The sequence below is a fragment of the Novosphingobium sp. genome, from assembly GCF_031424035.1.
Taxonomy (GTDB): Bacteria; Pseudomonadota; Alphaproteobacteria; order Sphingomonadales; family Sphingomonadaceae; genus Novosphingobium.
In genome coordinates, this window is the sequence record NZ_JANPGP010000047.1 from 1 (window position 1) to 20,721 (window position 20,721).

Annotated in this window: 27 protein-coding genes; 9 read left to right on the top strand and 18 right to left on the bottom strand. The window is 64.6% G+C overall.

Features of this window, described 5'->3' with window-relative positions; all coding sequences use genetic code 11:
* Positions 1-665 (bottom strand): type II CAAX prenyl endopeptidase Rce1 family protein (locus tag RMO89_RS07030; RefSeq protein ID WP_310532088.1); only part of this gene is annotated, 665 nt, incomplete at its 3' end.
* A gap of 119 nt (positions 666-784) precedes the next feature.
* Between RMO89_RS07030 and RMO89_RS07035 the strand changes: the two genes are divergently transcribed.
* From RMO89_RS07035 to ruvA, 6 genes are all read left to right on the top strand, one after another.
* Positions 785-1,102, top strand: coding sequence for a heavy metal-binding domain-containing protein (locus RMO89_RS07035; RefSeq protein ID WP_310532090.1), 318 nt, complete (start codon positions 785-787; stop codon positions 1,100-1,102).
* Complete coding sequence (locus RMO89_RS07040) at positions 1,099-1,581, top strand: arsinothricin resistance N-acetyltransferase ArsN1 family B (RefSeq protein ID WP_310532091.1); 483 nt, start codon at positions 1,099-1,101, stop codon at positions 1,579-1,581. The genes RMO89_RS07035 and RMO89_RS07040 overlap by 4 nt, the downstream gene beginning before the upstream one ends.
* A gap of 60 nt (positions 1,582-1,641) precedes the next feature.
* Positions 1,642-2,385 (top strand): YebC/PmpR family DNA-binding transcriptional regulator, encoded by a 744-nt coding sequence (locus RMO89_RS07045; RefSeq protein ID WP_310532093.1) that lies wholly within the window; start codon positions 1,642-1,644, stop codon positions 2,383-2,385.
* Positions 2,386-2,479: 94 nt separating this feature from the next.
* Positions 2,480-2,830, top strand: coding sequence for a DUF3147 family protein (locus RMO89_RS07050; RefSeq protein WP_310532094.1), 351 nt, complete (start codon positions 2,480-2,482; stop codon positions 2,828-2,830).
* Positions 2,831-2,842: 12 nt separating this feature from the next.
* Positions 2,843-3,319: a crossover junction endodeoxyribonuclease RuvC gene (ruvC, locus tag RMO89_RS07055; RefSeq protein ID WP_310532096.1), complete on the top strand. Its 477-nt coding sequence runs from the start codon at positions 2,843-2,845 to the stop codon at positions 3,317-3,319.
* A gap of 70 nt (positions 3,320-3,389) precedes the next feature.
* Positions 3,390-3,992 (top strand): Holliday junction branch migration protein RuvA, encoded by a 603-nt coding sequence (gene ruvA / locus RMO89_RS07060; RefSeq protein WP_310532098.1) that lies wholly within the window; start codon positions 3,390-3,392, stop codon positions 3,990-3,992.
* Positions 3,993-4,030: 38 nt separating this feature from the next.
* Here ruvA and RMO89_RS07065 read toward each other — a convergent pair whose 3' ends face one another.
* Positions 4,031-4,366, bottom strand: a complete 336-nt coding sequence (locus RMO89_RS07065) for a GIY-YIG nuclease family protein (protein WP_310532142.1) — start codon at positions 4,364-4,366, stop codon at positions 4,031-4,033.
* A 125-nt stretch (positions 4,367-4,491) separates the two neighbouring features.
* Here RMO89_RS07065 and ruvB point away from each other — a divergent pair, with 125 nt between their 5' ends.
* The gene (gene ruvB / locus RMO89_RS07070; protein ID WP_310532100.1) at positions 4,492-5,520 is read left to right on the top strand and encodes a Holliday junction branch migration DNA helicase RuvB; all 1,029 of its coding nucleotides are present in this window, start codon (positions 4,492-4,494) and stop codon (positions 5,518-5,520) included.
* Here ruvB and RMO89_RS07075 read toward each other — a convergent pair.
* The 8 genes from RMO89_RS07075 to RMO89_RS07110 form a co-directional block, all read right to left on the bottom strand.
* On the bottom strand, positions 5,500-5,706 hold the full coding sequence (locus RMO89_RS07075; protein WP_310532101.1) for a helix-turn-helix transcriptional regulator: 207 nt from the start codon (positions 5,704-5,706) through the stop codon (positions 5,500-5,502). The genes ruvB and RMO89_RS07075 overlap by 21 nt on opposite strands.
* A complete protein-coding gene (locus RMO89_RS07080; protein ID WP_310532102.1) occupies positions 5,699-6,142 on the bottom strand; it encodes a hypothetical protein in 444 nt (147 codons plus the stop codon). The genes RMO89_RS07075 and RMO89_RS07080 overlap by 8 nt, the downstream gene beginning before the upstream one ends.
* 579 nt (positions 6,143-6,721) lie before the next feature.
* Positions 6,722-7,258, bottom strand: coding sequence for a hypothetical protein (locus RMO89_RS07085; protein ID WP_310532103.1), 537 nt, complete (start codon positions 7,256-7,258; stop codon positions 6,722-6,724).
* A 6-nt stretch (positions 7,259-7,264) separates the two neighbouring features.
* Positions 7,265-7,585 carry a hypothetical protein gene (locus RMO89_RS07090; protein ID WP_310532105.1) on the bottom strand — a complete coding sequence of 107 codons (321 nt, stop codon included), beginning with the start codon at positions 7,583-7,585 and terminating at the stop codon, positions 7,265-7,267.
* A gap of 237 nt (positions 7,586-7,822) precedes the next feature.
* Positions 7,823-8,344 carry a rhodanese-like domain-containing protein gene (locus tag RMO89_RS07095; protein ID WP_310532106.1) on the bottom strand — a complete coding sequence of 174 codons (522 nt, stop codon included), beginning with the start codon at positions 8,342-8,344 and terminating at the stop codon, positions 7,823-7,825.
* A gap of 47 nt (positions 8,345-8,391) precedes the next feature.
* Positions 8,392-8,649 carry a CBU_0592 family membrane protein gene (locus tag RMO89_RS07100; protein WP_310532108.1) on the bottom strand — a complete coding sequence of 86 codons (258 nt, stop codon included), beginning with the start codon at positions 8,647-8,649 and terminating at the stop codon, positions 8,392-8,394.
* Between the two features lie 265 nt (positions 8,650-8,914).
* Entirely contained in the window at positions 8,915-11,587 is a 2,673-nt protein-coding gene (gene acnA, locus RMO89_RS07105) for an aconitate hydratase AcnA (RefSeq protein ID WP_310532109.1), read from the bottom strand.
* 180 nt (positions 11,588-11,767) lie between these two features.
* Positions 11,768-12,661 (bottom strand): DMT family transporter, encoded by an 894-nt coding sequence (locus RMO89_RS07110; RefSeq protein WP_310532111.1) that lies wholly within the window; start codon positions 12,659-12,661, stop codon positions 11,768-11,770.
* Between the two features lie 159 nt (positions 12,662-12,820).
* Between RMO89_RS07110 and RMO89_RS07115 the strand changes: the two genes are divergently transcribed.
* Positions 12,821-14,236, top strand: coding sequence for a L,D-transpeptidase family protein (locus tag RMO89_RS07115; protein ID WP_310532113.1), 1,416 nt, complete (start codon positions 12,821-12,823; stop codon positions 14,234-14,236).
* 193 nt (positions 14,237-14,429) lie between these two features.
* Here the strand turns inward: RMO89_RS07115 and RMO89_RS07120 are convergent, their stop codons facing one another.
* From RMO89_RS07120 to RMO89_RS07155, 8 genes are all read right to left on the bottom strand, one after another.
* Entirely contained in the window at positions 14,430-15,170 is a 741-nt protein-coding gene (locus RMO89_RS07120) for a murein L,D-transpeptidase catalytic domain-containing protein (protein ID WP_310532114.1), read from the bottom strand.
* A gap of 54 nt (positions 15,171-15,224) precedes the next feature.
* A complete protein-coding gene (locus tag RMO89_RS07125) occupies positions 15,225-15,731 on the bottom strand; it encodes a GNAT family N-acetyltransferase (RefSeq protein WP_310532116.1) in 507 nt (168 codons plus the stop codon).
* A gap of 32 nt (positions 15,732-15,763) precedes the next feature.
* Positions 15,764-16,294, bottom strand: a complete 531-nt coding sequence (locus tag RMO89_RS07130; protein WP_310532118.1) for a TIGR02281 family clan AA aspartic protease — start codon at positions 16,292-16,294, stop codon at positions 15,764-15,766.
* Positions 16,295-16,338: 44 nt separating this feature from the next.
* A complete protein-coding gene (ispG, locus tag RMO89_RS07135) occupies positions 16,339-17,463 on the bottom strand; it encodes a flavodoxin-dependent (E)-4-hydroxy-3-methylbut-2-enyl-diphosphate synthase (protein WP_310532119.1) in 1,125 nt (374 codons plus the stop codon).
* A gap of 62 nt (positions 17,464-17,525) precedes the next feature.
* Positions 17,526-18,572 carry a hypothetical protein gene (locus RMO89_RS07140; RefSeq protein WP_310532121.1) on the bottom strand — a complete coding sequence of 349 codons (1,047 nt, stop codon included), beginning with the start codon at positions 18,570-18,572 and terminating at the stop codon, positions 17,526-17,528.
* A 38-nt stretch (positions 18,573-18,610) separates the two neighbouring features.
* A complete protein-coding gene (locus RMO89_RS07145) occupies positions 18,611-19,003 on the bottom strand; it encodes a hypothetical protein (RefSeq protein WP_310532123.1) in 393 nt (130 codons plus the stop codon).
* A 41-nt stretch (positions 19,004-19,044) separates the two neighbouring features.
* The gene (locus RMO89_RS07150; protein ID WP_310532126.1) at positions 19,045-19,566 is read right to left on the bottom strand and encodes a GNAT family N-acetyltransferase; all 522 of its coding nucleotides are present in this window, start codon (positions 19,564-19,566) and stop codon (positions 19,045-19,047) included.
* The gene (locus RMO89_RS07155; protein ID WP_310532128.1) at positions 19,563-20,030 is read right to left on the bottom strand and encodes a GNAT family N-acetyltransferase; all 468 of its coding nucleotides are present in this window, start codon (positions 20,028-20,030) and stop codon (positions 19,563-19,565) included. The genes RMO89_RS07150 and RMO89_RS07155 overlap by 4 nt, the downstream gene beginning before the upstream one ends.
* 220 nt (positions 20,031-20,250) lie before the next feature.
* Here RMO89_RS07155 and RMO89_RS07160 point away from each other — a divergent pair, with 220 nt between their 5' ends.
* Positions 20,251-20,700, top strand: a complete 450-nt coding sequence (locus RMO89_RS07160) for a hypothetical protein (protein WP_310532130.1) — start codon at positions 20,251-20,253, stop codon at positions 20,698-20,700.
* Positions 20,701-20,721: the final 21 nt, after the last annotated feature.

A 20,721-nucleotide genomic window follows, 5' to 3' on the forward strand; every position in this document is an offset into this window, starting at 1 on the left:
GAAGCGGCAAGGCCCAGCCGCATGCGCATGAAGCCGAAGACCAGTCCCGCCCAGACTTGCGGCAGGACCAGCGGCAGGGCGAGCAATCCCGGCGAGGGATAGTTCGACAAGTGGACAAGGCCGAAAGTCAGCGCGGTCAGCCAGAAGATCACCGGAAACAGGCGCACGAACCAGCCCGGCGCGGCGCGCTTGCGCAGCAGGAACCAGCCGAGCGGCATGGCCAGCAGCACCAGCCCGACTACGGCCAGCCGCAGCGGCGTGCCATCGGCCAGTAGCGTCGCCGCCAGCGCCAGTGCGACCAAACCGCCCAGCAGCCACAGCGCGCGCGGGCGTCCGGCCAGCCAGCCGCGGAACACCGTCTCCTCGATCACCGGCGCGGCCAACACCACCAGCGGCACCAGCCATTCGCGCGGCACCTGATCAAACGCATCCGGCCCGGGCAGGCCGGTGACTTTCATGTAGAGCGTCAGCACGACCAGCAAAACCACCAGTCCGACCACATCGAGCAGCCACAGCGCGGCAAACGCGCGCCAGACGCCGGGTGCCTTCAGGCTGCCGGGAACCTGATGGACCGGGCGGCGCAGATAGGCAGCGAAATCGCGCCATGGGGCGAGGAACGGCGAGCTGGCCGGCTGCGGGGCCGGCTGGACAAGTGGGTCTGACATCGGCCACTCCATAAACGAAGAAAAGTTAACGCGCGACCAGTGCTCTGGCCCCCACCCTTGTCGGCGCGCCGCGCCATCCTATCTCGGTATCCGGTTCACGCCTGAGGAGAGTTAGTGCCATGATCGTCACCACCACCGCCATGATCGAAGGCAAGCCCGTGCGCGACTACAAGGGCATCGTTACCGGCGAAGTGATCGTCGGCGCCAACATTTTCCGCGACCTGTTCGCCAGCGTGCGCGACATCGTTGGCGGACGTTCGGGATCCTACGAAGACGTCCTCGCCCGCGCGCGCAAGCAGGCGCTGGAAGAGATGGAGGCCGAGGCCAAGCGCGTCGGCGGCAATGCTGTTATCGGCGTGGACATCGATTATGAAGTGCTCGGCGCCAACGGATCGATGCTGATGGTGAGCTGTTCGGGCACGGCAGTCGTGGTGTGATCCGCGACGCCTGCGCTGCCGACGCAGCTGCTTGCGCGGCGATCTATGCACCGTTCGTCAGCGATACATGGATCAGTTTTGAGATCGAGGCTCCGGACGAGGCAGCGATGGCGCTCCGGATTGCCGATTACGCTGCGAGCCACGCCTGGCTGGTGGCCGAAGTGGACGGCAAAATCGCCGGTTATGCCTACGGCAGCCCGCACCGTACACGCGCCGCTTACCAAAGCTCCTGCGACGTCGCGGTCTATGTCGATCCGGCCTTTGCGCGGCAGGGGTTCGGGCGGGCATTGTACGATGCCTTGCTCCCGCGCCTTGCAGGGCGGGGGTGCCACGCCGCTTTTGCCGGGATCGCCCTGCCCAACGAACCCAGCGAGGCGCTCCACCGCGCGGCCGGGTTCACCCCGCTGGGCATTTACCGCGAGGTTGGCTGGAAGCTGGGCGGCTGGCGCGATGTCGGGTGGTGGCAGCGGTTGCTTTGATCGCGCCTGCCGGTGTAAGGGCCGGGCCGAGTTTCAACCCCAGAAGATCGACAGGGTGCCATGGCAGGCCATTCCAAATTCAAGAACATCATGCACCGCAAGGGCGCGCAGGACAAAAAGCGTTCGGCGCAGTTCTCCAAGCTTTCCCGCGAAATCACCGTCGCGGCGAAGATGGGCATGCCCGATCCGGACATGAACCCGCGCCTGCGTGCCGCAGTCAACGCCGCCAAGGCGCAGTCGATGCCCAAGGACAATATCCAGCGCGCGATCGACAAGGCGAGCAAGGGCGACGGCGAGAACTATGAGGAAGTGCGCTATGAGGGCTACGGTCCCGGCGGCGTGGCCCTCATCGTCGAGGCGCTGACCGACAATCGCAACCGCACCGCTACCAATGTCCGTACCGCCTTTGCCAAGAACGGCGGCAATCTGGGCGCCAGCGGCGCGGTGAGCCACGGCTTCGACCGGCTCGGCCTGATTGAATATCCCGGCAAGGCTGGCGACGAGGATACCGTTCTGGAAGCCGCGATCGAAGCCGGCGCCGACGACGTTGAGAGCGACGAGGATAGCCACGCCATCTGGGTTGCCGTGGAAAACCTCCACCCGGTCGCCCGTGAGCTGGAAAAGACACTGGGCGAAGCGGAAGGCGTGAAGCTGGCATGGAAGCCGGGGCTGAAGGTCGAAGTCGACGAAGCTTCCGCCACCACCCTGCTCAAGCTGATCGACGTGCTCGACGACGATGACGACGTGCAGGCCGTCTGGGGCAATTACGACATCCCTGACGATGTCATGGAAAAGCTGGGTTGATGCCTGCGGTCGCGGCCAGCGGAGCCGCTAAAAACGGGGTCGCGGCCAGCGGAGCCGCTAAAAACGCGGTCGCGGCCAGCGGAGCCAACACGTAATGCTCCAACTGGTCGCGAAGGCGCTGCTTTCGGGGGCGCTGATCGTGGCCATTGCCGAGATCGGCAAGCGCCTGCCCACGCTGGGCGCGCTGGTCGCCTCGCTGCCGCTGGTTTCGGTGCTGGGGATGATTCTGCTCTGGCAGGCGCGTCCTGACGCTGAAAACATGGCCGTCCATGCCGAGGCGACGTTCTGGTACGTCCTGCCCAGCCTGCCGATGTTTCTGGTGATCCCCTGGCTGCTGCGCGCGGGTCAGCCGTTCTGGCTGGCGCTGGCGCTCGGCTGCGTGCTGACGATTGTGCTGTACCTGCTGATGGCCCATTTCGGCCCGCGCATTGGCATCCGCGTCTGACATGCTGGTGCCATGCTGATCCTGGGCATCGACCCCTCGCTGACCTGCACCGGCTGGGGCATCGTGTCCAAAGTCGGGAACCGACTGACGCACATCGCCAATGGGCAGGTGAAGACCGACGCCAAGGCCACTCTCTCCGAACGCCTCGTCACGCTGGATCGTGAACTGACCGACGTGATCCTGCTCCACCGGCCCGATGCGGCGGCGGTGGAGGAGGTTTTCGTCAACATGAACCCGCAATCAACGCTCAAACTCGGCCAAGCACGCGGCGTCTGCCTGCTCGCCGCCGCGCGCGCCGGGCTGCCGGTGGCGGAATATGCCACGCGGCTGGTGAAGAAGGCGATCGTCGGCACCGGCGGCGCGGACAAGACGCAGGTTCAGGCCATGCTCGGCGTGTTGTTGCCGGGGGTGAAGCTGGCCGGTGCCGATGCGGCGGATGCGCTCGCCGTTGCGATTGCCCATGCACACCTGATGGGTTCGCTGCGCTGAAACGCCCTTAGCAAGGAGGAGGCCCCGGCGGGCTTGCCTTGCACGAATCGCAAGTGCATAGGAACAAACCATGATCGCACGGCTCACCGGCACGCTCGACGACTTCGGCCCCGACTGGGCAGTGATCGACGTTTCCGGCGTCGGCTACCTCGTCCATTGCAGCGCCAAGACGCTGACCGCGCTGGGCGTTCGGGGCGATAGCGTCACGATCCACACCGAACTGCAGGTCAGCGAAAACGACATGCGCCTGATCGGCTTCGCCAGCGGAGCGGAGCGCGAATGGTTCCGCCTGCTGACGGGCGTGCAGGGCGTGGGGTCCAAGATGGCGCTGGCGGTGCTCTCGGCGCTGTCGACCGAGGATTTGCAGAAAGCCTGCGCCGGCGGGGACGCGGCGATGGTCGCGCGGGCGCAGGGCGTCGGGCCAAAGCTCGCCAGCCGCATCGTCAATGAACTCAAGGACAAGGCCGGCGCCCTGCCGACTGCGCCCGGAAGCGTGGCGCTCGCCTCGGCCCCGGCGGGCAGCGCCAGCGCGGATGCCGTCTCGGCGTTGATGAACCTTGGTTTCAAGCCGAACGTGGCGACCGATGCGATTGCGCGGGCGATGGAGGAACTTGGAGACGGGGCCGGGCTCAATGACCTGATCCGCATCGGACTGAAGAGGGCGGCTGGATGATGAGTCACCTTCTCCTCCAACGTCATCCTGAACTCGTTTCAGGATCCATCGTGCCCAACATCCGGAGCAAGCGGAGGAAAGCCCAACCCCACCGCCAGGTCCGCCCAGTGCGGGTTGGCCGCATTGATCAGGTTGATCTTCCACTGGCGTCGCCAGTTCTTGAGCTGCTTTTCGCGCAGGATCGCCGGTTCCATTTCGCCGAACAGTTCGTAATGGACCAGCCGGTGGACAGCGTAGCGATTCGAGAAACCCGGCGTCAAACCGCTGCGATGCTGCGAAATTCTGCCGACAAGGTTCGACGTTACACCAATATAGACCGTGCCATATCGCTCGCTCGCAAGGATATAGACGCAAGGCTGACGCTCTTCCCGCATGGACCTGAGACTGGGGCGAAATGGACCCTGAAACAAGTTCAGGGTGACGATGGTGAGAGCATTGTCCTGCAAACTGGTCATGCTGAACTTGTTTCAGCATCCATCGTGCCGCAAGCGCCGCACGCATGACCGATAACCCCCACCTCACCCCCCTGCGCCAGCCGGAAGACGTCGACGCCGCTCTCCGCCCCAAAACGCTTGCCGAATTCGTCGGACAAGCCGGCGCGAAGGAGAACCTGCGCGTGTTCATCGAATCCGCGCGCAGCAGGCGTGAGGCGATGGATCATGTGTTGTTCTATGGCCCGCCCGGCCTTGGCAAGACGACGCTGGCGCAGATTGTCGCGCGCGAGCTGGGCGTGGGTTTCCGCGCCACCAGCGGGCCTGTCATTGCCAAGGCGGGCGATCTTGCCGCGCTGCTGACCAACCTTGATGAAGGCGACGTCCTGTTCATCGACGAAATTCACCGGCTCAATCCCGTGGTCGAGGAAATCCTCTACCCGGCGATGGAGGACCGCACGCTCGACCTGATCATCGGCGAGGGGCCGGCGGCGCGGTCGGTGCAGGTGCCGCTGCCGGCCTTCACGCTGGTCGGCGCGACCACCCGGCAGGGCCTGCTGACCACCCCGCTGCGCGACCGCTTCGGCATTCCGGTGCGGCTGAATTTCTATACGATCCCGGAACTTGAAAGCGTCGTCACGCGCGGCGCGGGACTGCTGGGCCTGGCCATCGCCCCTGAAGGCGCACGGGAAATTGCCCGCCGCGCCCGGGGTACGCCGCGTGTCGCCGGCCGCCTGCTGCGCCGGGTGCGCGACTTTGCTCATGTCGCCGGCAATGGCACGGTCACGCGCGAGGTGGCCGATGATGCGCTGACCCGGCTTGAGGTCGATGCACTCGGACTCGATGCCATGGATCGGCGTTACCTGACGATGATCGCCGACATCTACAAGGGCGGCCCGGTTGGCGTCGAAACGCTCGCCGCCGGCCTGTCCGAACCGCGCGACACGGTGGAAGAGGTGATCGAGCCCTACCTGATCCAGCTCGGCCTTGTTGCCCGTACGGCGCGCGGGCGCTGCCTCAATGACCGGGCATGGCAGCACCTTGGCCTGACGCCGCCATCGGGCATCCAGACCGGCCTATTCGGCGAGGGCAAATAGCGCCTCCACCGGCTCGCCCAGCACGGCCGCCAGTTTGAGCGCGATCACGGTGGAGGGCACGTAGATGCCATTCTCCACGGTGTTGATCGTCTTGCGGCTGACCCCGATCGCTTCGGCCAGCTGGGCCTGGGTCAGCCCCCGCGCCTCGCGCAGTTCGCGCAGGCGGTTGGTGAGGGTGTCAGCCAAGGCCCCGGCGCTCCAGCATGGCAAAGCGCACCAAGGCCGAGAATAGCCCCGCCGTGACGATCAGGTGGATGACCTCGCCAACGGTGAATTCCCATGCATATTGCATGACATAGCAGATGATCGCGGTGACCATGGCGCAGACGAAACCCGTGCCCAGCGCGGCGGCGCGATTGGCGCGCGCGCTCTCGTCCTCTATCATCGCCCGCACCTCCGGCCTGCGGAACCAGAATCCACCGGTGAGCAGCACGACGAGCACCACGACGCTCATCGCTACCCAAGCACCAAGGCGTACGTGATCGACCGTGCGCGTGCCATCACCATGCGCGAAATAGGCCGATTGCTGGATGATCAGGAACAGTGCGAGCACCGGCAGCATGCGGGCGCGGCGGCGAGTGAGCTTTTCGGCTTCATCGGCTGTTTTGGTCGATTCGGTCATGATTTCCCCCTTCTGTAGTAACCTATAGGTTACATGTAACCTTTGCGTTACTCAGATGCAAGCCCGCAACCGGCGCTTGGTAACCAAAGGCGGCGCAAACGGTTCCATTACGGGACAGGTCAGGGCCAAGGCCCGAAAAAGTGCCGAATTTTTCGTAAATCGGGACGCAAAGGACGGTTAACGTGATTGTCGTAGGGGGTGGTCTCTGCGTTTCTGAAACCACAGGGGCATTGGTCCGGCAGGTGTATTCCCACCTTTCGGGCGTCAGGCCACCAGGACGAGAGAGAAGACCATGTCGATTCGAACGGCCCTCGCAAAGTTGTCTGTCGCTGCCGCTGGCGGTGCGTTGATTGGTGGCGGAGCGGTCCACGTGGCAGAAGCCCCGAAGACCAGCAACCCCGCTTACGTAAAGCACGTGAAGGGCACGGCAACCCGCGTGGTCAAGGGCAAGCCCAAGGCGCAGCGTTATTATGTGGTCCGCAGCGAGCCGCGCAAGGTCAAGCGCGTGCGCCGGATCGTCAAGCGCACCACGTGCTGCGAGGCAACCCAGCAGATGGCGATGGTGCCGATGGCAGCGCCCTATATGCCGCCGCTTCCCCCCATGCCTTCGGGCGGTTCGGGCGGCACGGTGGTGATCGGCGGATCGGGCGGGGGCTTCGGCTTCGGCGGCGGGTTCTTCGGCGGCTTCTTCGGTGGCAGCAGCTCGGGCGGCGGGTCGGTGGTGATCACCTCGACCTCGACCGGCGGCATCACCAGTTCGACCTCGTCGGGCGGTTCGGGCGGCAGCTCAACCTCGACCTCGGGCGGATCGACCTCAACCTCGGGCGGCTCCACCTCGACCACTTCGGGCGGCGTTTCGACTTCGACCGGCGGTGTATCGACTTCGACTTCGACAAGCTCCGGCAATGTCTCCAGCTCGTCGGGCAACGTGTCTTCGTCGAGCGGCAACGTTTCGAGCTCCTCGGGCAATGTCTCATCGTCAAGCGGCAACGTCAGCTCGTCGTCGGGTAACGTCTCCAGCTCGTCCAGCTCCTCATCATCGTCGTCCTCGTCGAGCTCGTCGTCTTCGTCGTCCAGCTCCTCGGGCAGCAGCTCGGGCGGTTCGACCGGCGGCAAGCCCGGTCACGGCACGTCGAGCGGCAACCATGGCGGGTCTTCGGGATCGTCGGGTTCGTCGGGATCCAGCAGCGGCTCGTCCTCGGGTAGCTCGTCAGGGTCGTCGAGCGGTTCCTCTTCGGGTAGTTCGTCCGGCTCCAGCTCGGGATCGTCGAGCGGATCGTCCAGTGGCTCTTCTTCGGGCAGCTCTTCGGGTTCAAGCAGCGGTTCGAGTTCCGGCTCTTCCTCGGGATCGAGCAGCGGCTCCAGCTCTGGTTCGACTTCGGGCAGCACCTCGGGTTCGACGTCCGGTTCAACCTCCAGCTCAACCTCGGGTTCGTCCAGCACTTCGACCTCGTCGGGTGGCTCGACCTCGACTTCCTCGGGCGGTCACGAAGTACCGGCACCGCCGATGCTGATCCTGTTCGGCGCGGCTGCTGCCACGCTTGCCGGGCGTCGCCGGCTGGCAAAGGCCAAGGACACCAAGTCGGCCAAGAAGGCGGCCTGAGTTCAGGTGATTCCTTCGGGATTTTGAGAGGGCGGCCCATCGCGGGCCGCCCTTTTCGTTTCAGCGGCGGCTACGTCTCAACGAACGCGTGGCGGCGCGCCGGTACCGACCCAGCCGACAGCCGGATCGTCCATGCCGATCACGTCGGCCAGTTCCCAGACATTGCCATAGCCATAGCCGTGCAGGTTGATGAAGGTCGGGATGTTGAGCGCCAGCGGTGCCGCCTTGGTCACTACCGGCGCGCGGTTGTCGCGGAAATTGTTGTTGCAGTAGATGTAGATCGGCCGCTTCCGGTTCGGCCCGATGACGTCTGCCAGCGCCTCTGCGGTGAAGTCAGAGAACGGCAGGTTCACCGCGCCGTCCAGATGCCCACGGGCAAAGGCGGCGGGCGACCTTGCATCGAGCAGCAGCGCTCCTTCTGCGCGGGCGCGCTTGGCGAACTCAGGCCATGCCAGCCGGTGCTTCTCGCGCACCTTGGCGAGGGTGCCGACAAGGCCGGAGAAGCCCTGATAATCGATCTGCGGATTGGCCGGAGCCTTGGCGAACGCCGGCGTGGAAGACACCAGCGCGAGCGCCAGCACGGTGGTCATGGTCTTCATCGGCCGTTTCCTTCATCCCAATGGATGAAAGCTGTGCGGGCACCGCTTTATCCCGGCTGAACGGTGCCGCGCGCAATCCGCCACAGGGTGAACAGCCCCACCGCCATCCACACCACGTTGAGCGCGGTCGATGGCACCGCGCCGTGCCAGCCCGAATTGACCACAAAGCCCGCAGCGGCAACGATGTTCATCCACTGATAGGTCCGCGACTGGCCCGAAAGACGGCCCGTTGAGACGAGGATGTAAGAAGCAAGGATCAACAGAGCGGCCAGCCAGCCGCAGGTTTCGATGAGGATTTCTGTCATTGGCGACTCCAGGTCGAAGCAGATCGCTGTACGATTCCCGAATCGTCATGCTGAACTTGTTTCAGCATCCATTTGGCGTCCTGATCCGGAGCCGTCGAGAGGGCACGACGATGCCGTTGCCTTGACTTTCGTGGGGCAGGAACTGAGGCACGATGGATGCTGAAACAAGTTCAGCATGACGATGCGCTTGGGAAGCATGTCACCCTACAAAAAAACGGGGCGGGAAGCCGAAGCTCCCCGCCCCGCCGTTTGTTAGTCAATGCGATCAGGCGGCCAGCTTGCGCAGCACGTAGTGCAGGATGCCACCGTTCATGAAGTATTCGACCTCATTGGCGGTATCGATGCGGCACAGCGCGGTGAAGCTGAACTGGCTGCCGTCCTTGCGGGTGACGTTCACGGTCACGTCCTGACGCGGCTTCATGTCGGCCACGCCCTCAATCGTGAAGCTGCAGTCGCCGTCAAGGCCAAGGCTGGAGCGGGTATCGCCGTCCTTGAACTGCAGCGGCAGCACGCCCATGCCGACGAGGTTCGAGCGGTGGATGCGCTCGAAGCTCTCGACGATCACGGCGCGCACGCCGAGCAGGTTGGTGCCCTTGGCCGCCCAGTCACGGCTGGAGCCGGTGCCGTATTCCTTGCCGGCGACAACGACCATCGGCGTGCCCTCGGCCTTGTGCTTCATGGCGACGTCATAGACCGCGCCAACCTCGTCGCCGAAGCGGCTCATGCCGCCTTCGATGCCGGGAACCATCTCGTTCTTGATGCGGATGTTGGCGAAGGTGCCGCGCATCATGACTTCGTGGTGGCCGCGGCGCGCGCCGTAGGAGTTGAAGTCCGCCTTGGCGACCTGATGGGCCATCAGCCATTCGCCGGCCGGGCTGTCTGCCTTGATGTTGCCGGCCGGGCTGATGTGATCGGTGGTGATCGAATCGCCAAGGATCAGCAGCGGCTTGGCATCGACGATGTCGGTGACCGGCGCCGGGGTCATGGACATGCCCTCGAAGTACGGCGGGTTGGCGACATAGGTCGATCCGGCGCGCCACGAATAGGTTTCCGAGCCCGTCACGTTGATCGCCTGCCAGTGCTTGTCGCCAAGGTAGACGTTGGCATAGCGGGCCTGGAACATGGCGCGGTCCATGCAGGCGGACATCGTGGTGTAGACCTCGTCGTTGGTCGGCCAGATGTCCTTGAGATAGACGTCCTGTCCGTTCGAACCCTGTCCGATCGGCGTGGTGACGAAATCCTCGATCACCGTGCCCTTGAGCGCATAGGCGACGACCAGCGGCGGCGAGGCAAGAAAGTTGGCGCGCACATCCGGCGAGACGCGGCCCTCGAAGTTGCGGTTGCCCGAGATTACGGCGGCAGCGACGAGGCCGTTTTCGTTGATCGCCTTGCTCAGCGGCTCGGCCAGCGGGCCGGAGTTGCCGATGCAGGTGGTGCAGCCATAGCCGACAAGGTTGAAGCCAACCGCGTCCAGATGCTCGGTCAGGCCGGCCTTGTTGAAGTAATCGGTGACGACCTGGCTGCCGGGGGCGAGGCTGGTCTTGACCCATGGCTTGGGACGCAGGCCAAGCTCGTTCGCCTTCTTGGCGACAAGGCCAGCGGCGACCATCACGCCGGGGTTCGACGTGTTGGTGCAGCTGGTGATGGCGGCGATCACCACGTCGCCGTCGCCGATGTCATAGTCCTTGCCTTCAACCGCGACGCGGGTCTGCGCCTTCTTGTAGGTGTCGGTCATGTCCTGATTGAACACGTCATCCACCTGATCGAGCGAGACGCGGTCCTGCGGGCGCTTTGGGCCGGCGAGCGAGGGCACGACGGTGCCGAGATCAAGTTCCAGCGTCGAAGTGAAGATCGGTTCGACCGAGGGATCGATCCAGAAGCCCTGCTCCTTGGCATAGGCTTCGACCAGCGCGATCTGCTCTTCCTCGCGGCCGGTGAGGCGCAGGTAATCGAGCGTCTTGTCGTCGATGCCGAAGAAGCCGCAGGTGGCGCCATATTCGGGGGCCATGTTGGCCAGCGTGGCGCGGTCGGCCAGTGTCAGGGCGGCAAGGCCGGGGCCGTAGTATTCAACGAAGCGGCCGACGACACCATGCTTGCGCAGCATGTTGGTGGCGGTGAGCACGAGGTCGGTGGCGGTGACGCCTTCCTTCAGCGTGCCGGTCAGCTTGAAGCCGACGACTTCGGGGATGAGCATCGAGACCGGCTGGCCGAGCATGGCCGCTTCGGCTTCGATCCCGCCAACGCCCCAGCCCAGCACGCCAAGGCCGTTGACCATCGTGGTGTGGCTGTCGGTGCCGACGCAGGTGTCGGGATAAGCCACCGTCACGCCGGCCTGATCGGTCGAGGTCCACACGGCCTGGGCAATGTTCTCAAGGTTGACCTGGTGGCAGATGCCGGTGCCCGGGGGCACGGCGTAGAAGTTGTTGAGCGACTTCGAACCCCACTTGAGGAAGTCATAGCGCTCCATGTTGCGCTGGTATTCGATCTCGACGTTCTGTTCGAAGGCCTTGGCATTGCCGAATTCGTCGACCATCACCGAGTGATCGATGACAAGGTTCACCGGCACCAGCGGGTTGATCTTGCTGGTGTCACCGCCGAGCTTGGCGATGGCATCGCGCATGGCGGCCAGATCGACCACGCAGGGAACGCCAGTGAAATCCTGCAGCAGCACGCGCGCCGGACGGTACTGGATCTCGTTCGACGATTCGCTGGGGCTCTTCTGCCAGTCGGCAATCGCCTGAATGTCGGCAGTGGAGACGGTGAAGCCGCCGTCCTCAAAGCGCAGCAGGTTTTCCAGCAGGACCTTCATCGAGAAAGGCAGACGGCTGACGTCGCCGATCTGCGCGCTCGCCTTCTTGAGCGAGTAATAGGCATAGTCCTTGCCACCAACGGTGAGCGTGGAACGGGTGCCGAGCGAGTCCTGTCCGACCTGAGTCATGCCTGCGTGATCTCCTGCTGTAAAAGCCCCGGGGGACGGCGGCAAATGCACCGCAGCAGGGCCCTGTTTCGGCGCCGCCGATGCGCGTGAATGCCCCCCGCGTCAAGAGGCCCGCCCATCAGAAATGCGCCAGAATCGGCCTTTTGACCTTGGTTTACGCCCCGGCGGTGGCGTTCGGCTTCACAGAGCGGTCTGCTCGCTGTGTACGGGCCGCCCCTGCCTAGCCGCGATCCAGCAGCCGAGCACGATCAGCGCCACCCCGGCCAGCGTCGCGCCGGTGACCTGTTCATCGAACATCAGCCAGCCCAGCAGCGCCGCCCAGATGAAGGCGGTATATTCCACCGTCAGCAGCGCCTGCGCCTCAGCCTGACCATAGGCCCATGACAGCAGCATCAGCGATACAGCGGCGAGGAGCGCGCTCAGCGCGATCTGGCCGGTTGCCGCAGCCCCTGGCAGGACCAGCAGCCACGGCGCCAGCACGGCAAGGAACAGGCCGGAAAAGCTCATCTGGAACAGCGCCACTTCGACCGGGCTGGCGATCTGCGCCTGCTTGCGCTGGAGGATCAGGTTGATCGCATAGAGCACGGCTGACAGCAGCATGGCGGCAATCGCCAGCACCGCCTCGCCGTCCATATTGCGCGCACCAAGCTGGTTCGCGGCGATCACCACGACCCCCGAAAGGCCGAGCAGCGAGGCGATGATCGCCCCGCGCGTGACTTTTTCTCCCAGCACCACGGCGGCAAGGTACAGCGCGATCAGCGGGGCGATAAAGGATATGGCGATACCTTCCGCCATCGGCATCCGGGCCAGCGCCCAGAAAAAGGTGACCGCCATCGCCGCGCTTATCGCGCCGCGCAGGGCGTGGAGCTTCAGGGCTTCGCGGTCAGGCGGCGAGCCCCGGCGCGCGCGCCACAAGGGGTACATGATCGCCGCGCCCATCAGCGAGCGCACCATCATCGCCGAATAGGCCCCCACCGCCAGCGTGGCGCCTTTCATGAAGGCGTCCATCGCACTGAACAGCGCGATGCCGAGCGCGGCCGCAGCGAAAGGCAGCAAGGTGTGGCGGCGGTGCATCGTCCGGCCATAGATGTGGCGGAGAGCGAAGGCCAGCGCGGCAATTCGCGCCTCCGTTCATCGCAGCGTAAGGGCCAAGGTGTTGATGCAGACGCAGCAAACGGGCATGAAGCGCGGGCCACTTCGGCATTTCCCCCCGGCAAACAGGATGGGTACCAGATGAAATTCTCTCGCATGGCGCAGTTCGCAGCGGTTACGGGACTGGCGCTCGCCATGTTGCCGGCCGGCGCCATCGCTCAAAGCTCAGCCCCGGCGCCCGTTGCTCCTGCGGCGCAGCCGGTCATCGTGCCCGCGCCTGTCGCGACCTCGCCTTCGGCACCTGCTGCCACTCCGGGCGACAGCGCGGCGCCCGTGACGGCAACCGTCCAGCCGCTCCCGGCACCGGCCTTGCCCGCGCCCGATCCCAACCCGGTGATGGCGTGGTCGCTGACCAATGCCAAGGCGCTGGCCAGCGTGATCGAGGGCATCGGCAAGGAAGGCCTGACTCCCGCCGATTACCAGCCCGCCGCACTGCGCGCCGCGATTGCCAGGGGCGAAGGGCCGGAACTCGATGCCCTCGCCAGCAAGAGCTTCACCTGGCTGACCGAAGACCTGCGCGATGGCCGCACGCCGATGAAGGCGCGCGTGCAGTGGTTCGCGTTTGACAAGGACATGGACGTCAACCCGACCGTAGCGGTGATGAGCCGCGCGCTGGACAGCGGCGACATTGCCGGCACGCTCGCCGCGCTCAATCCGACCTATCCCGACTATGCCGAACTGCGCGATGCCCTTGCCAAGGCGCCGGACCCCAAGACTCGCTCCCAGATCCGCGCCAATATGGACCGCTGGCGCTGGCTCAGCCACGACCTCGGCGAATATTACCTGATCACCAATGTGCCAGAATTCCAGCTGCGACTGGTCCGCAAGGACAAGATCGTGCGCACCTATCGCACAATCGTTGGCAAGCCCGGCAAGACGGCGACGCCGCAGCTGTCCGAAATGGTCGAAGGCGTGGTGTTCAACCCGACCTGGACCGTGCCGCAGTCGATCGTGAAGGGCGAAGGGCTGGGTGCGCAACTGATGGGCAACCTCGCCTCGGCCAAGGCGCAGGGCTATGCGGTAAGCAAGGCAGCAGACGGCACGATCACCGTTGTCCAGCAGCCGGGACCGAAGAATGCGCTGGGCCTGATGAAGCTCGACATGCCCAACGAACACGCGATCTTCCTGCACGACACGCCGAGCCGCGGCCTGTTCGCTTCCGCCTCGCGCGCGCTCAGCCACGGCTGCGTCCGCACCGAACGCGCGACCGAACTGGCGATTGCCCTTGCCATCATCGGCGGCGGCAAGACGGCGGACGAAGCGGCGGAAATCAGCGCATCAGGCATCTATACCAAGGTGCCGATGGCGAAGCGTCCGATGCCGGTCTACATCGGCTACTTCACTTATGCGAAGTCGATCGACGGCGTGATGAAGGCCTTCCCCGACATCTACCTGCGCGACGCCCCGGTCCTCGCCAGCCTCGCCGCCCCGCGCCAGCTCAAGACCGCCCAGCGCAAGAGCACTGAAGCGGTGATCAAGCTGGATAATCCGCTGTGAGGTAAGGGGGAGCGCGATTTCGCTCTCCCCCCATCATCCTGAACTCGTTTCAGGATCCATCGTGCCTAACATCCCGCCGAATGTGTGGACGCGCAACTGCGCCGTTAGCTCAACTGACGCGGAACCATGCCCAAGGCGAAATAGATCCTGAATCGAGTTCAGGATGACGTTGAATGGATGGGCGGGGCGCCCCTCAAGCCAGCGTTATGCGGTCCGCGTAAAGCAGGCGGCCGTTCGACAGGTGCACCAGCGCCTGGTTGAAATCGCCCGGAGCCATGGCGAAGCAGCCCTCGCTGCGGCCAAGCTTGCCGAACTTGGCGATGTGTTCGGGCGAGGCATAGGCGGCGGGGTGCATGACGATGGCGCGTTGCAGCGCGTTCGAATTGTCGCGCTCCATGCCTTCCAGCCGGATCGAGGTGCCGTATTTACCGTAGTACCACTCGCAGGTCAGGTAGCCGCCGCGCGAGGTGGCTTCCGAGCCGGGAATGTTCGAGAATGAGTGCAGGAAGCCCGAATGATCGGGGTCCGATCCGCGCCCGTGGCAGACCCGGAACGAATCGATGCGGCCGGCTTCCAGATTGACGAAGTGGAAGCGCGGCAGGGTGCTGGGCCTTCCGAAATCGGCAATCCCGGCAATATCCGTGCGCCATAGCTTGTTACCCGCACGTTCGATCTCGCGCCGGGCAATCTCGATCAGGCGGGCGTTGTAGGCCGGATCGACCGGCGCTTCCATCGGCAGCGCTGGCACAATCGGCGCGGGTTCGACCGGCATGGCACCGGGCGCGACCGGCGCAGGACTCGGCCCGAGCGCACCGAACGCCTTGTCGAACTCTCCTTCCAGCGGGCCAATAACCGACTGCGCAAACGCGCGCGTCAGCGGTGCCACTATCGCACCCGTGGCAAGGCACCCGGCAAGGACGCTCCGTCTGTTCATGACCCCCATCATAGTGAGCAGAGATTAAGTGAGGCTGTATCGATTCGCCAAGCGCTAATCGGCGGGACCGCGCGCAGCCGCGCCCAATTGAGCCAGATTCGCGCCATCGAGCCGCATGACAGTCCATTCGTCCATGCCGCGCGCACCCAGTTTTTCGTAGAATCCGATGGCCGGCGCGTTCCAATCGAGCACCGACCATTCCAGCCGGGCGCAGCCGCGCTCCACCGCAAGAGCTGCAAGATGTGCGAGCAGGGCCTTGCCCAGCCCGGCCCCGCGCGCCTCGGGCCGGACGAACAGATCTTCGAGGTAGATCCCCGGCAGGCCCTCAAAGGTTGAGAAGTTATGGAAAAACAGCGCAAATCCCTGCGCCTCACCGTCCACTTCGCCGATCACGACTTCGGCATAAGGCCCATGTCCATTGCTTTGGCCAAACAACTTTTCGCCCATGACCGCCTCGTCAAATCGCACCGCTTCCGACAGCTTTTCATATTCGGCAAGGTCACGAATGAACTGCGCGATCAGCGGCAAGTCGGTGCGGGCGGCGGGGCGGATGGACAACATGTCTGCCGCCCTAACCGCACGCGGCTCCCGGCTCAATCGTGCGAAATCACCATGCGGTCGCCGCGCATCTCTACCTTGCCGAACTTGCGCAGCACCGACTGGCCGAGCAGGTTGGTCTGCAGGCCCTCCATGACCACGACATCAAGGTCGCGGAAATGGCGGCCACCGACTTCGAAATCGTCGATTCGCATCCGCACGCCCATCCCCTCGCCCGAAGCGGTCTGCATCAGGGCGGTGAAGTTGGCAGGATCAACCGGCAGTCCGGCAGCCTCGGCAGTTTCCACTGTCAGCGCGACGACATCGGCGCCGGTATCGATCAGGAAGCGTTCTTCCGCCCCGTTGACCTTTGCCTTCACGTGGAACTGGCCCGAGGAATCGCGGGGAATCTGGATTTCGCCGGCCTCTCCGGCGCTTTCGGCGAACATCATGCCCCGTGGCGAAGGCGGCGAACTTCTCGCCGCGCCGCTCGGCACAGCTTCGGCTTCTCTGCGAGGCGCAAAAATCTGCACCAGCAGCAGCATCGATGCGATCGCGCTCAAGGCAAGGATCATCAGGCGGGTCACGGCCAAAGCGTGCCACCGCAAGGGTTAGGATTTTACCAATGCGTTCAGTTGGCAGCGCCGACGTCTGTCGTCGCCGCCTCAATCTCGGCCGCTTTCGACTCCACCAGCGAAACGATGTGATCAAGCATCGCCTCGCTCGACACATGGTGATCGGTCACGCCTGACAGGTAGACCATGTGCTTGCCATTGCCGCCGCCGGTGATGCCGATATCGGTTTCGCGCGCTTCGCCGGGGCCGTTGACCACGCAGCCGAGGACCGAAAGGCTCATCGGCGTCTTGATGTGACCGAGCCGGTTTTCGAGCGCCTCGACCGTGCGGATCACGTCAAATCCCTGCCGCGCGCAGCTGGGGCAAGAAACGACGCGTACGCCGCGGGTGCGCAGGCCCAGGCTCTTGAGGATTTCGAAGCCGACGCGGACCTCTTCCTCCGGCTCGGCGGAAAGCGAGACGCGGATGGTGTCGCCGATGCCTGCCCACAGCATGTTGCCGATGCCGATCGAGCTTTTCACCGTGCCGCCGATCAGCCCGCCGGCCTCGGTAATACCAAGGTGCAGCGGGCAATCGGTCGCCTCGGCCAGCCCCATGTAGGCGGCGACGGCGAGGAACACGTCACTGGCCTTCACCGCGACCTTGTATTCGTGGAAATCGTGGTCCTGCAGCAGCTTGATGTGATCGAGCGCGCTTTCCACCAGTGCCTCGGGGCAGGGCTCGCCGTATTTTTCGAGCAGGTCCTTCTCAAGGCTGCCAGCGTTGACCCCGATACGGATCGAACAGCCATTGGCCTTGGCGGCGCGTACCACTTCGGCAACACGCTCGCTGGAACCGATATTGCCGGGGTTGATCCGCAGGCAGGCCGCGCCCGCGTCTGCCGCTTCCAGCGCGCGCTTGTAGTGGAAATGGATGTCGGCAACGATCGGCACCTGCGCGGCGCGGACGATTTCGCGCAAGGCGGCGGTGCTTTCCACGTCCGGACAGGACACGCGCACGATATCGGCCCCGGCATCCTCGCAGCGGCGGATCTGGTTGATCGTCGCCCTGGCGTCGGAGGTCAGCGTATTGGTCATGGTCTGCACCGCAATCGGCGCATCGCCGCCGATGGGTACCTTGCCGACCATGATCTGGCGGCACTGACGGCGCGCGATATCGCGCCAGGGTCGGATGGAGGACATGGGGCGCATATAGGAGCCGGGAGCGGCGAGGGCAAACTCTCACCGCTCCCGGTCCGTCTTGGTCAGAACATGCGTGAGACCTGCAGGCTGGTGGCGAAGCGCCGCGGCGGCTGAATGCCGTTCAGCCGCTGGAACACCGGCAGGCTCGCTTCAATGCCAAGGCGCATCGTCTCGCCCAGCGTCAGGTTCGAGCCGAGTGCCGCATCGAGCCGCTGGCCGCCGTAGTTGGCCTGCCGGTCTGGCGGCGCGGCATGGTTGTGGCCGGCATTGTAGTGGCCTTTCACGTCGCCCTCGTCCGTCCAGGTCAGGCGCGTGGACAGCGACACGGCATGAGTGACCGGCCGGGACAGCCAGCCAGTCGCGACGAACCGGTCGCCAAAGCGGAAGCCGCTGGGGCCACGGTCTTCTGCCCGGAAAACGTAGCTCGCCTGCAATCCCCAGCCGAACTGCTCTTCCGTACCGCGCAAGGTGAATGAGGGCAGCAGGTCCCACGTTCCCGATCCCGGCTGCATGCCATAATGGACAAAATTGCCGTCGGCGTCCTTGCGCTGCACACTCCCGGTGGGGACCGAAACACCCATTCCGGCAATCACCGACAAGCGCGGATTGCGCGAGAGCGAGACCAGAGCCCCCACTTGCGTATCGCCGATACCGGACACCCGGTGCTGCATCGTTTCGCCCGCCGCCAGCGTGTGGCCGTGATGCGCCGAAGTGACCAGTCCGAGCATGGTCATGTCCATCGTCTGCCACGAGGGCACGGCCATCAGCGTGACCCGGTCCGAAGGTGCCCACATCACGTGCAGCATGGCCATGTCCATGGTCATGGCCTTGGTGCGTGAGGTGAAGCCGGCGGCGACGACTCCGGCATCCGAAATGTCGGCAGTACCGCTGCGGTTGGTTCCCGAGGCTTCCTCGTGCATCCAGGTGAGCCCGATCATCAGATCTCCGGCCTTGTGGACGTGGTCGGCCATGGTCCCGGCGGGGCCGTGAGCATCGGGGCGCAGCGCGGTGACGGCGATTTCTTCGGACGAAGTGTCCTGCGCGGCGGCAGGAATGGCGCACAGCGCCAGCGGCAGCGCAAATGCGCCGCCGAGCTTGGTAACAGTCATGATTTTCTTACTCGCTTGATCGTTGAAAAGGATGCGGATCAAGCGGCGTAAGGGGGGCCAGTGGCAGGCGGGGTGAGGCCACGGACAAACGGCAGCGCAGCAAAGGCGGCGGCGCGTGCGTGTTCCTGCGGCTGGGTCAGGGGCGGCGGAGCAAGCGCGATCACGGGCGGCAGGTTGGCGGCCATGGCAGGGGCCGTGCCGAAGGGACAGGGATCGCGCGGTGTCGGCGACGCTGGCCCGCGCTCTTCGTGCAGAGAGCCATCGCGTTCGAGCACCATGGCCATTGGCCCACTGCCCGAGCAGATCTCGATCCGGATGCCGCCCTGATCGGCCACCGGCATCCAGCCAGACGGCACGGCGGCGCGCACGCACAGCGCCAGCGCGGCGAGCAACCACAGGATTGCAGGGAACTGGCGTGCGGATCGGGTCACGATGGCTGGCCGCTAGGCCCACATGGCACGGGACGCAAGCCTCACATCAGGCGGGCAAACAGGAATTCGTCGTCAAGCTGCTCACCGACACGGAAGGTGATGTCGGCGACCTTTGCGAAGCCGTAGCGCGCATAGAACTTCTGCGCGCCGTGATTGCCGCTCCACACCGAAAGCTGCACTTCGTCTGCCCCGCGCGCGGTGAATTCGGCCATGGCCCAGTCCATCAGCGCCTTGCCGATGCCCATGCCGGTCATCCCGGCGGCGGTGTAGAGCTGTTTGAGTTCCAGAACATTCTGCCCGCGCGCATGGTCCGGGAAACCGCATTTCAGTCCGAGCTTGCAATAGCCGGCCAGCGCGCCGTCCTGTTCAGCCAGGCGGTAAAGCCGCGCGGGATCGGCCAGTTCGCCGGCGAGGGCTGCGGGCGAATGCGCCTCCGCAAGGAAATCGGCGAGGTCTTTGGCCGAATACATATGGCCGAACGTCGCCACGAAACTGTCGATCCCCAGCTTTGACAGCGCGGGAATGTCTGCCGGTGTCGCGGCGCGGAGGATAAGTTCGCTCACAGGGTCCTCGTCATGAAATAGCTGAACGGATCAGGCTCATAGTCCGAAAATGGCCCGCATTCCTTGAACCCATGGGCAGCATAGAGCCTGCGCGGCGCGGCGAATTCGTCGCTGGTCCCGGTTTCAAGGCTGAGCCGGGTGTACCCGCGCGCTTTGGCCTGTTCGAGCAGGTGGACGAGGATCGCCTTGCCCACGCCCTTGCCCCGGTAATCCGGGTGAGCGCGCATCGACTTCACCTCGCCGTGGCCCGCATCAAGGTGCTTGAGCGCGCCGCAGCCGGCAAGTTCCGCGCCGTCCCACGCCGACCAGAAGGTTACGTCCGGCGCGCGCAGCCGTTCGACCGGCATGGCGTGGACCGAACAGGGCGGCGACCACGCGTGCATTTCGCGCAGGTGGAGGTCGAGCAGGGCAACAATCTCGTCACTGGCAAGATCGTCCTCAAGGAAGTGCAGCGTCTGGGTCATGTGCGCCTGATGCGATGCCTGCGCGGCCAAGGCAAGTCCTGAGCCGAGTCGCGTCAAGCGTCTGAATCGAAGCGATTCGTAGGCTTTGACTCAGTTTCGTTACGATCGTAACCTGTTGCCACTTCGGGGTAGGAATGGGCTCGCACCAATTCTGAGGGACCGGCGGGAAAGGGGGCCATGTTTGGCCCGGTCGCAACTGCCGTATTCGGGAGTAGATACCATGAAGATCGTTCGTCACGCGGCTTACGCCGCCGCTTCGCTGTGCCTTGCCTTCGCTACGCCGCTTCAGGCGCAGGATTCCTACCCGCTCGACGATGGGGATTTCGTCGAGATCAGCGCCATCCAGATCGATGATGGTCATTCGCTCGATTATGCCCAGCATGTTGCCGGGATGTGGCGCAAGGGGCAGGAATATGCCAAATCACAGGGATGGATTACCTCCTATGAGGTGATGGGCAACATGTATCCGCGCAAGGGCGAGCCCGACGTTTACCTGCTCGTGCGATTTGCCAACTTTGCCACGGCCGCTGAAAATGTGAAACGCGACGCCGCCTACCGGGCCTACATGCAGCGCACGATTGCGCAGATGGAAACCGAATCGGGCGACCGCGCGAAGTATCGCAAGCTGGCCGGATCGATGCTGCTGCGCGAATTGCGCTTCAAGAAGTAGTTTCCCCCGGCTCCCGTCCGG

Coding starts and splice junctions, on each gene's coding strand:
- ispG (WP_310532119.1), bottom strand. CDS start 17,463: ATGTCCTCCATCCGACCCTGGCGCGATATCGCGCGCCGTCAGTGCCGC.
- ruvC (WP_310532096.1), top strand. CDS start 2,843: ATGCTGATCCTGGGCATCGACCCCTCGCTGACCTGCACCGGCTGGGGC.
- RMO89_RS07035 (WP_310532090.1), top strand. CDS start 785: ATGATCGTCACCACCACCGCCATGATCGAAGGCAAGCCCGTGCGCGAC.
- RMO89_RS07050 (WP_310532094.1), top strand. CDS start 2,480: ATGCTCCAACTGGTCGCGAAGGCGCTGCTTTCGGGGGCGCTGATCGTG.
- RMO89_RS07155 (WP_310532128.1), bottom strand. CDS start 20,030: ATGACCCAGACGCTGCACTTCCTTGAGGACGATCTTGCCAGTGACGAG.
- RMO89_RS07080 (WP_310532102.1), bottom strand. CDS start 6,142: ATGACCGAATCGACCAAAACAGCCGATGAAGCCGAAAAGCTCACTCGC.
- RMO89_RS07110 (WP_310532111.1), bottom strand. CDS start 12,661: ATGCACCGCCGCCACACCTTGCTGCCTTTCGCTGCGGCCGCGCTCGGC.
- RMO89_RS07100 (WP_310532108.1), bottom strand. CDS start 8,649: ATGACAGAAATCCTCATCGAAACCTGCGGCTGGCTGGCCGCTCTGTTG.
- RMO89_RS07045 (WP_310532093.1), top strand. CDS start 1,642: ATGGCAGGCCATTCCAAATTCAAGAACATCATGCACCGCAAGGGCGCG.
- RMO89_RS07065 (WP_310532142.1), bottom strand. CDS start 4,366: ATGCGGGAAGAGCGTCAGCCTTGCGTCTATATCCTTGCGAGCGAGCGA.
- RMO89_RS07140 (WP_310532121.1), bottom strand. CDS start 18,572: ATGACTGTTACCAAGCTCGGCGGCGCATTTGCGCTGCCGCTGGCGCTG.
- ruvB (WP_310532100.1), top strand. CDS start 4,492: ATGACCGATAACCCCCACCTCACCCCCCTGCGCCAGCCGGAAGACGTC.
- RMO89_RS07120 (WP_310532114.1), bottom strand. CDS start 15,170: ATGAACAGACGGAGCGTCCTTGCCGGGTGCCTTGCCACGGGTGCGATA.
- ruvA (WP_310532098.1), top strand. CDS start 3,390: ATGATCGCACGGCTCACCGGCACGCTCGACGACTTCGGCCCCGACTGG.
- acnA (WP_310532109.1), bottom strand. CDS start 11,587: ATGACTCAGGTCGGACAGGACTCGCTCGGCACCCGTTCCACGCTCACC.
- RMO89_RS07095 (WP_310532106.1), bottom strand. CDS start 8,344: ATGAAGACCATGACCACCGTGCTGGCGCTCGCGCTGGTGTCTTCCACG.
- RMO89_RS07160 (WP_310532130.1), top strand. CDS start 20,251: ATGAAGATCGTTCGTCACGCGGCTTACGCCGCCGCTTCGCTGTGCCTT.
- RMO89_RS07125 (WP_310532116.1), bottom strand. CDS start 15,731: ATGTTGTCCATCCGCCCCGCCGCCCGCACCGACTTGCCGCTGATCGCG.
- RMO89_RS07115 (WP_310532113.1), top strand. CDS start 12,821: ATGAAATTCTCTCGCATGGCGCAGTTCGCAGCGGTTACGGGACTGGCG.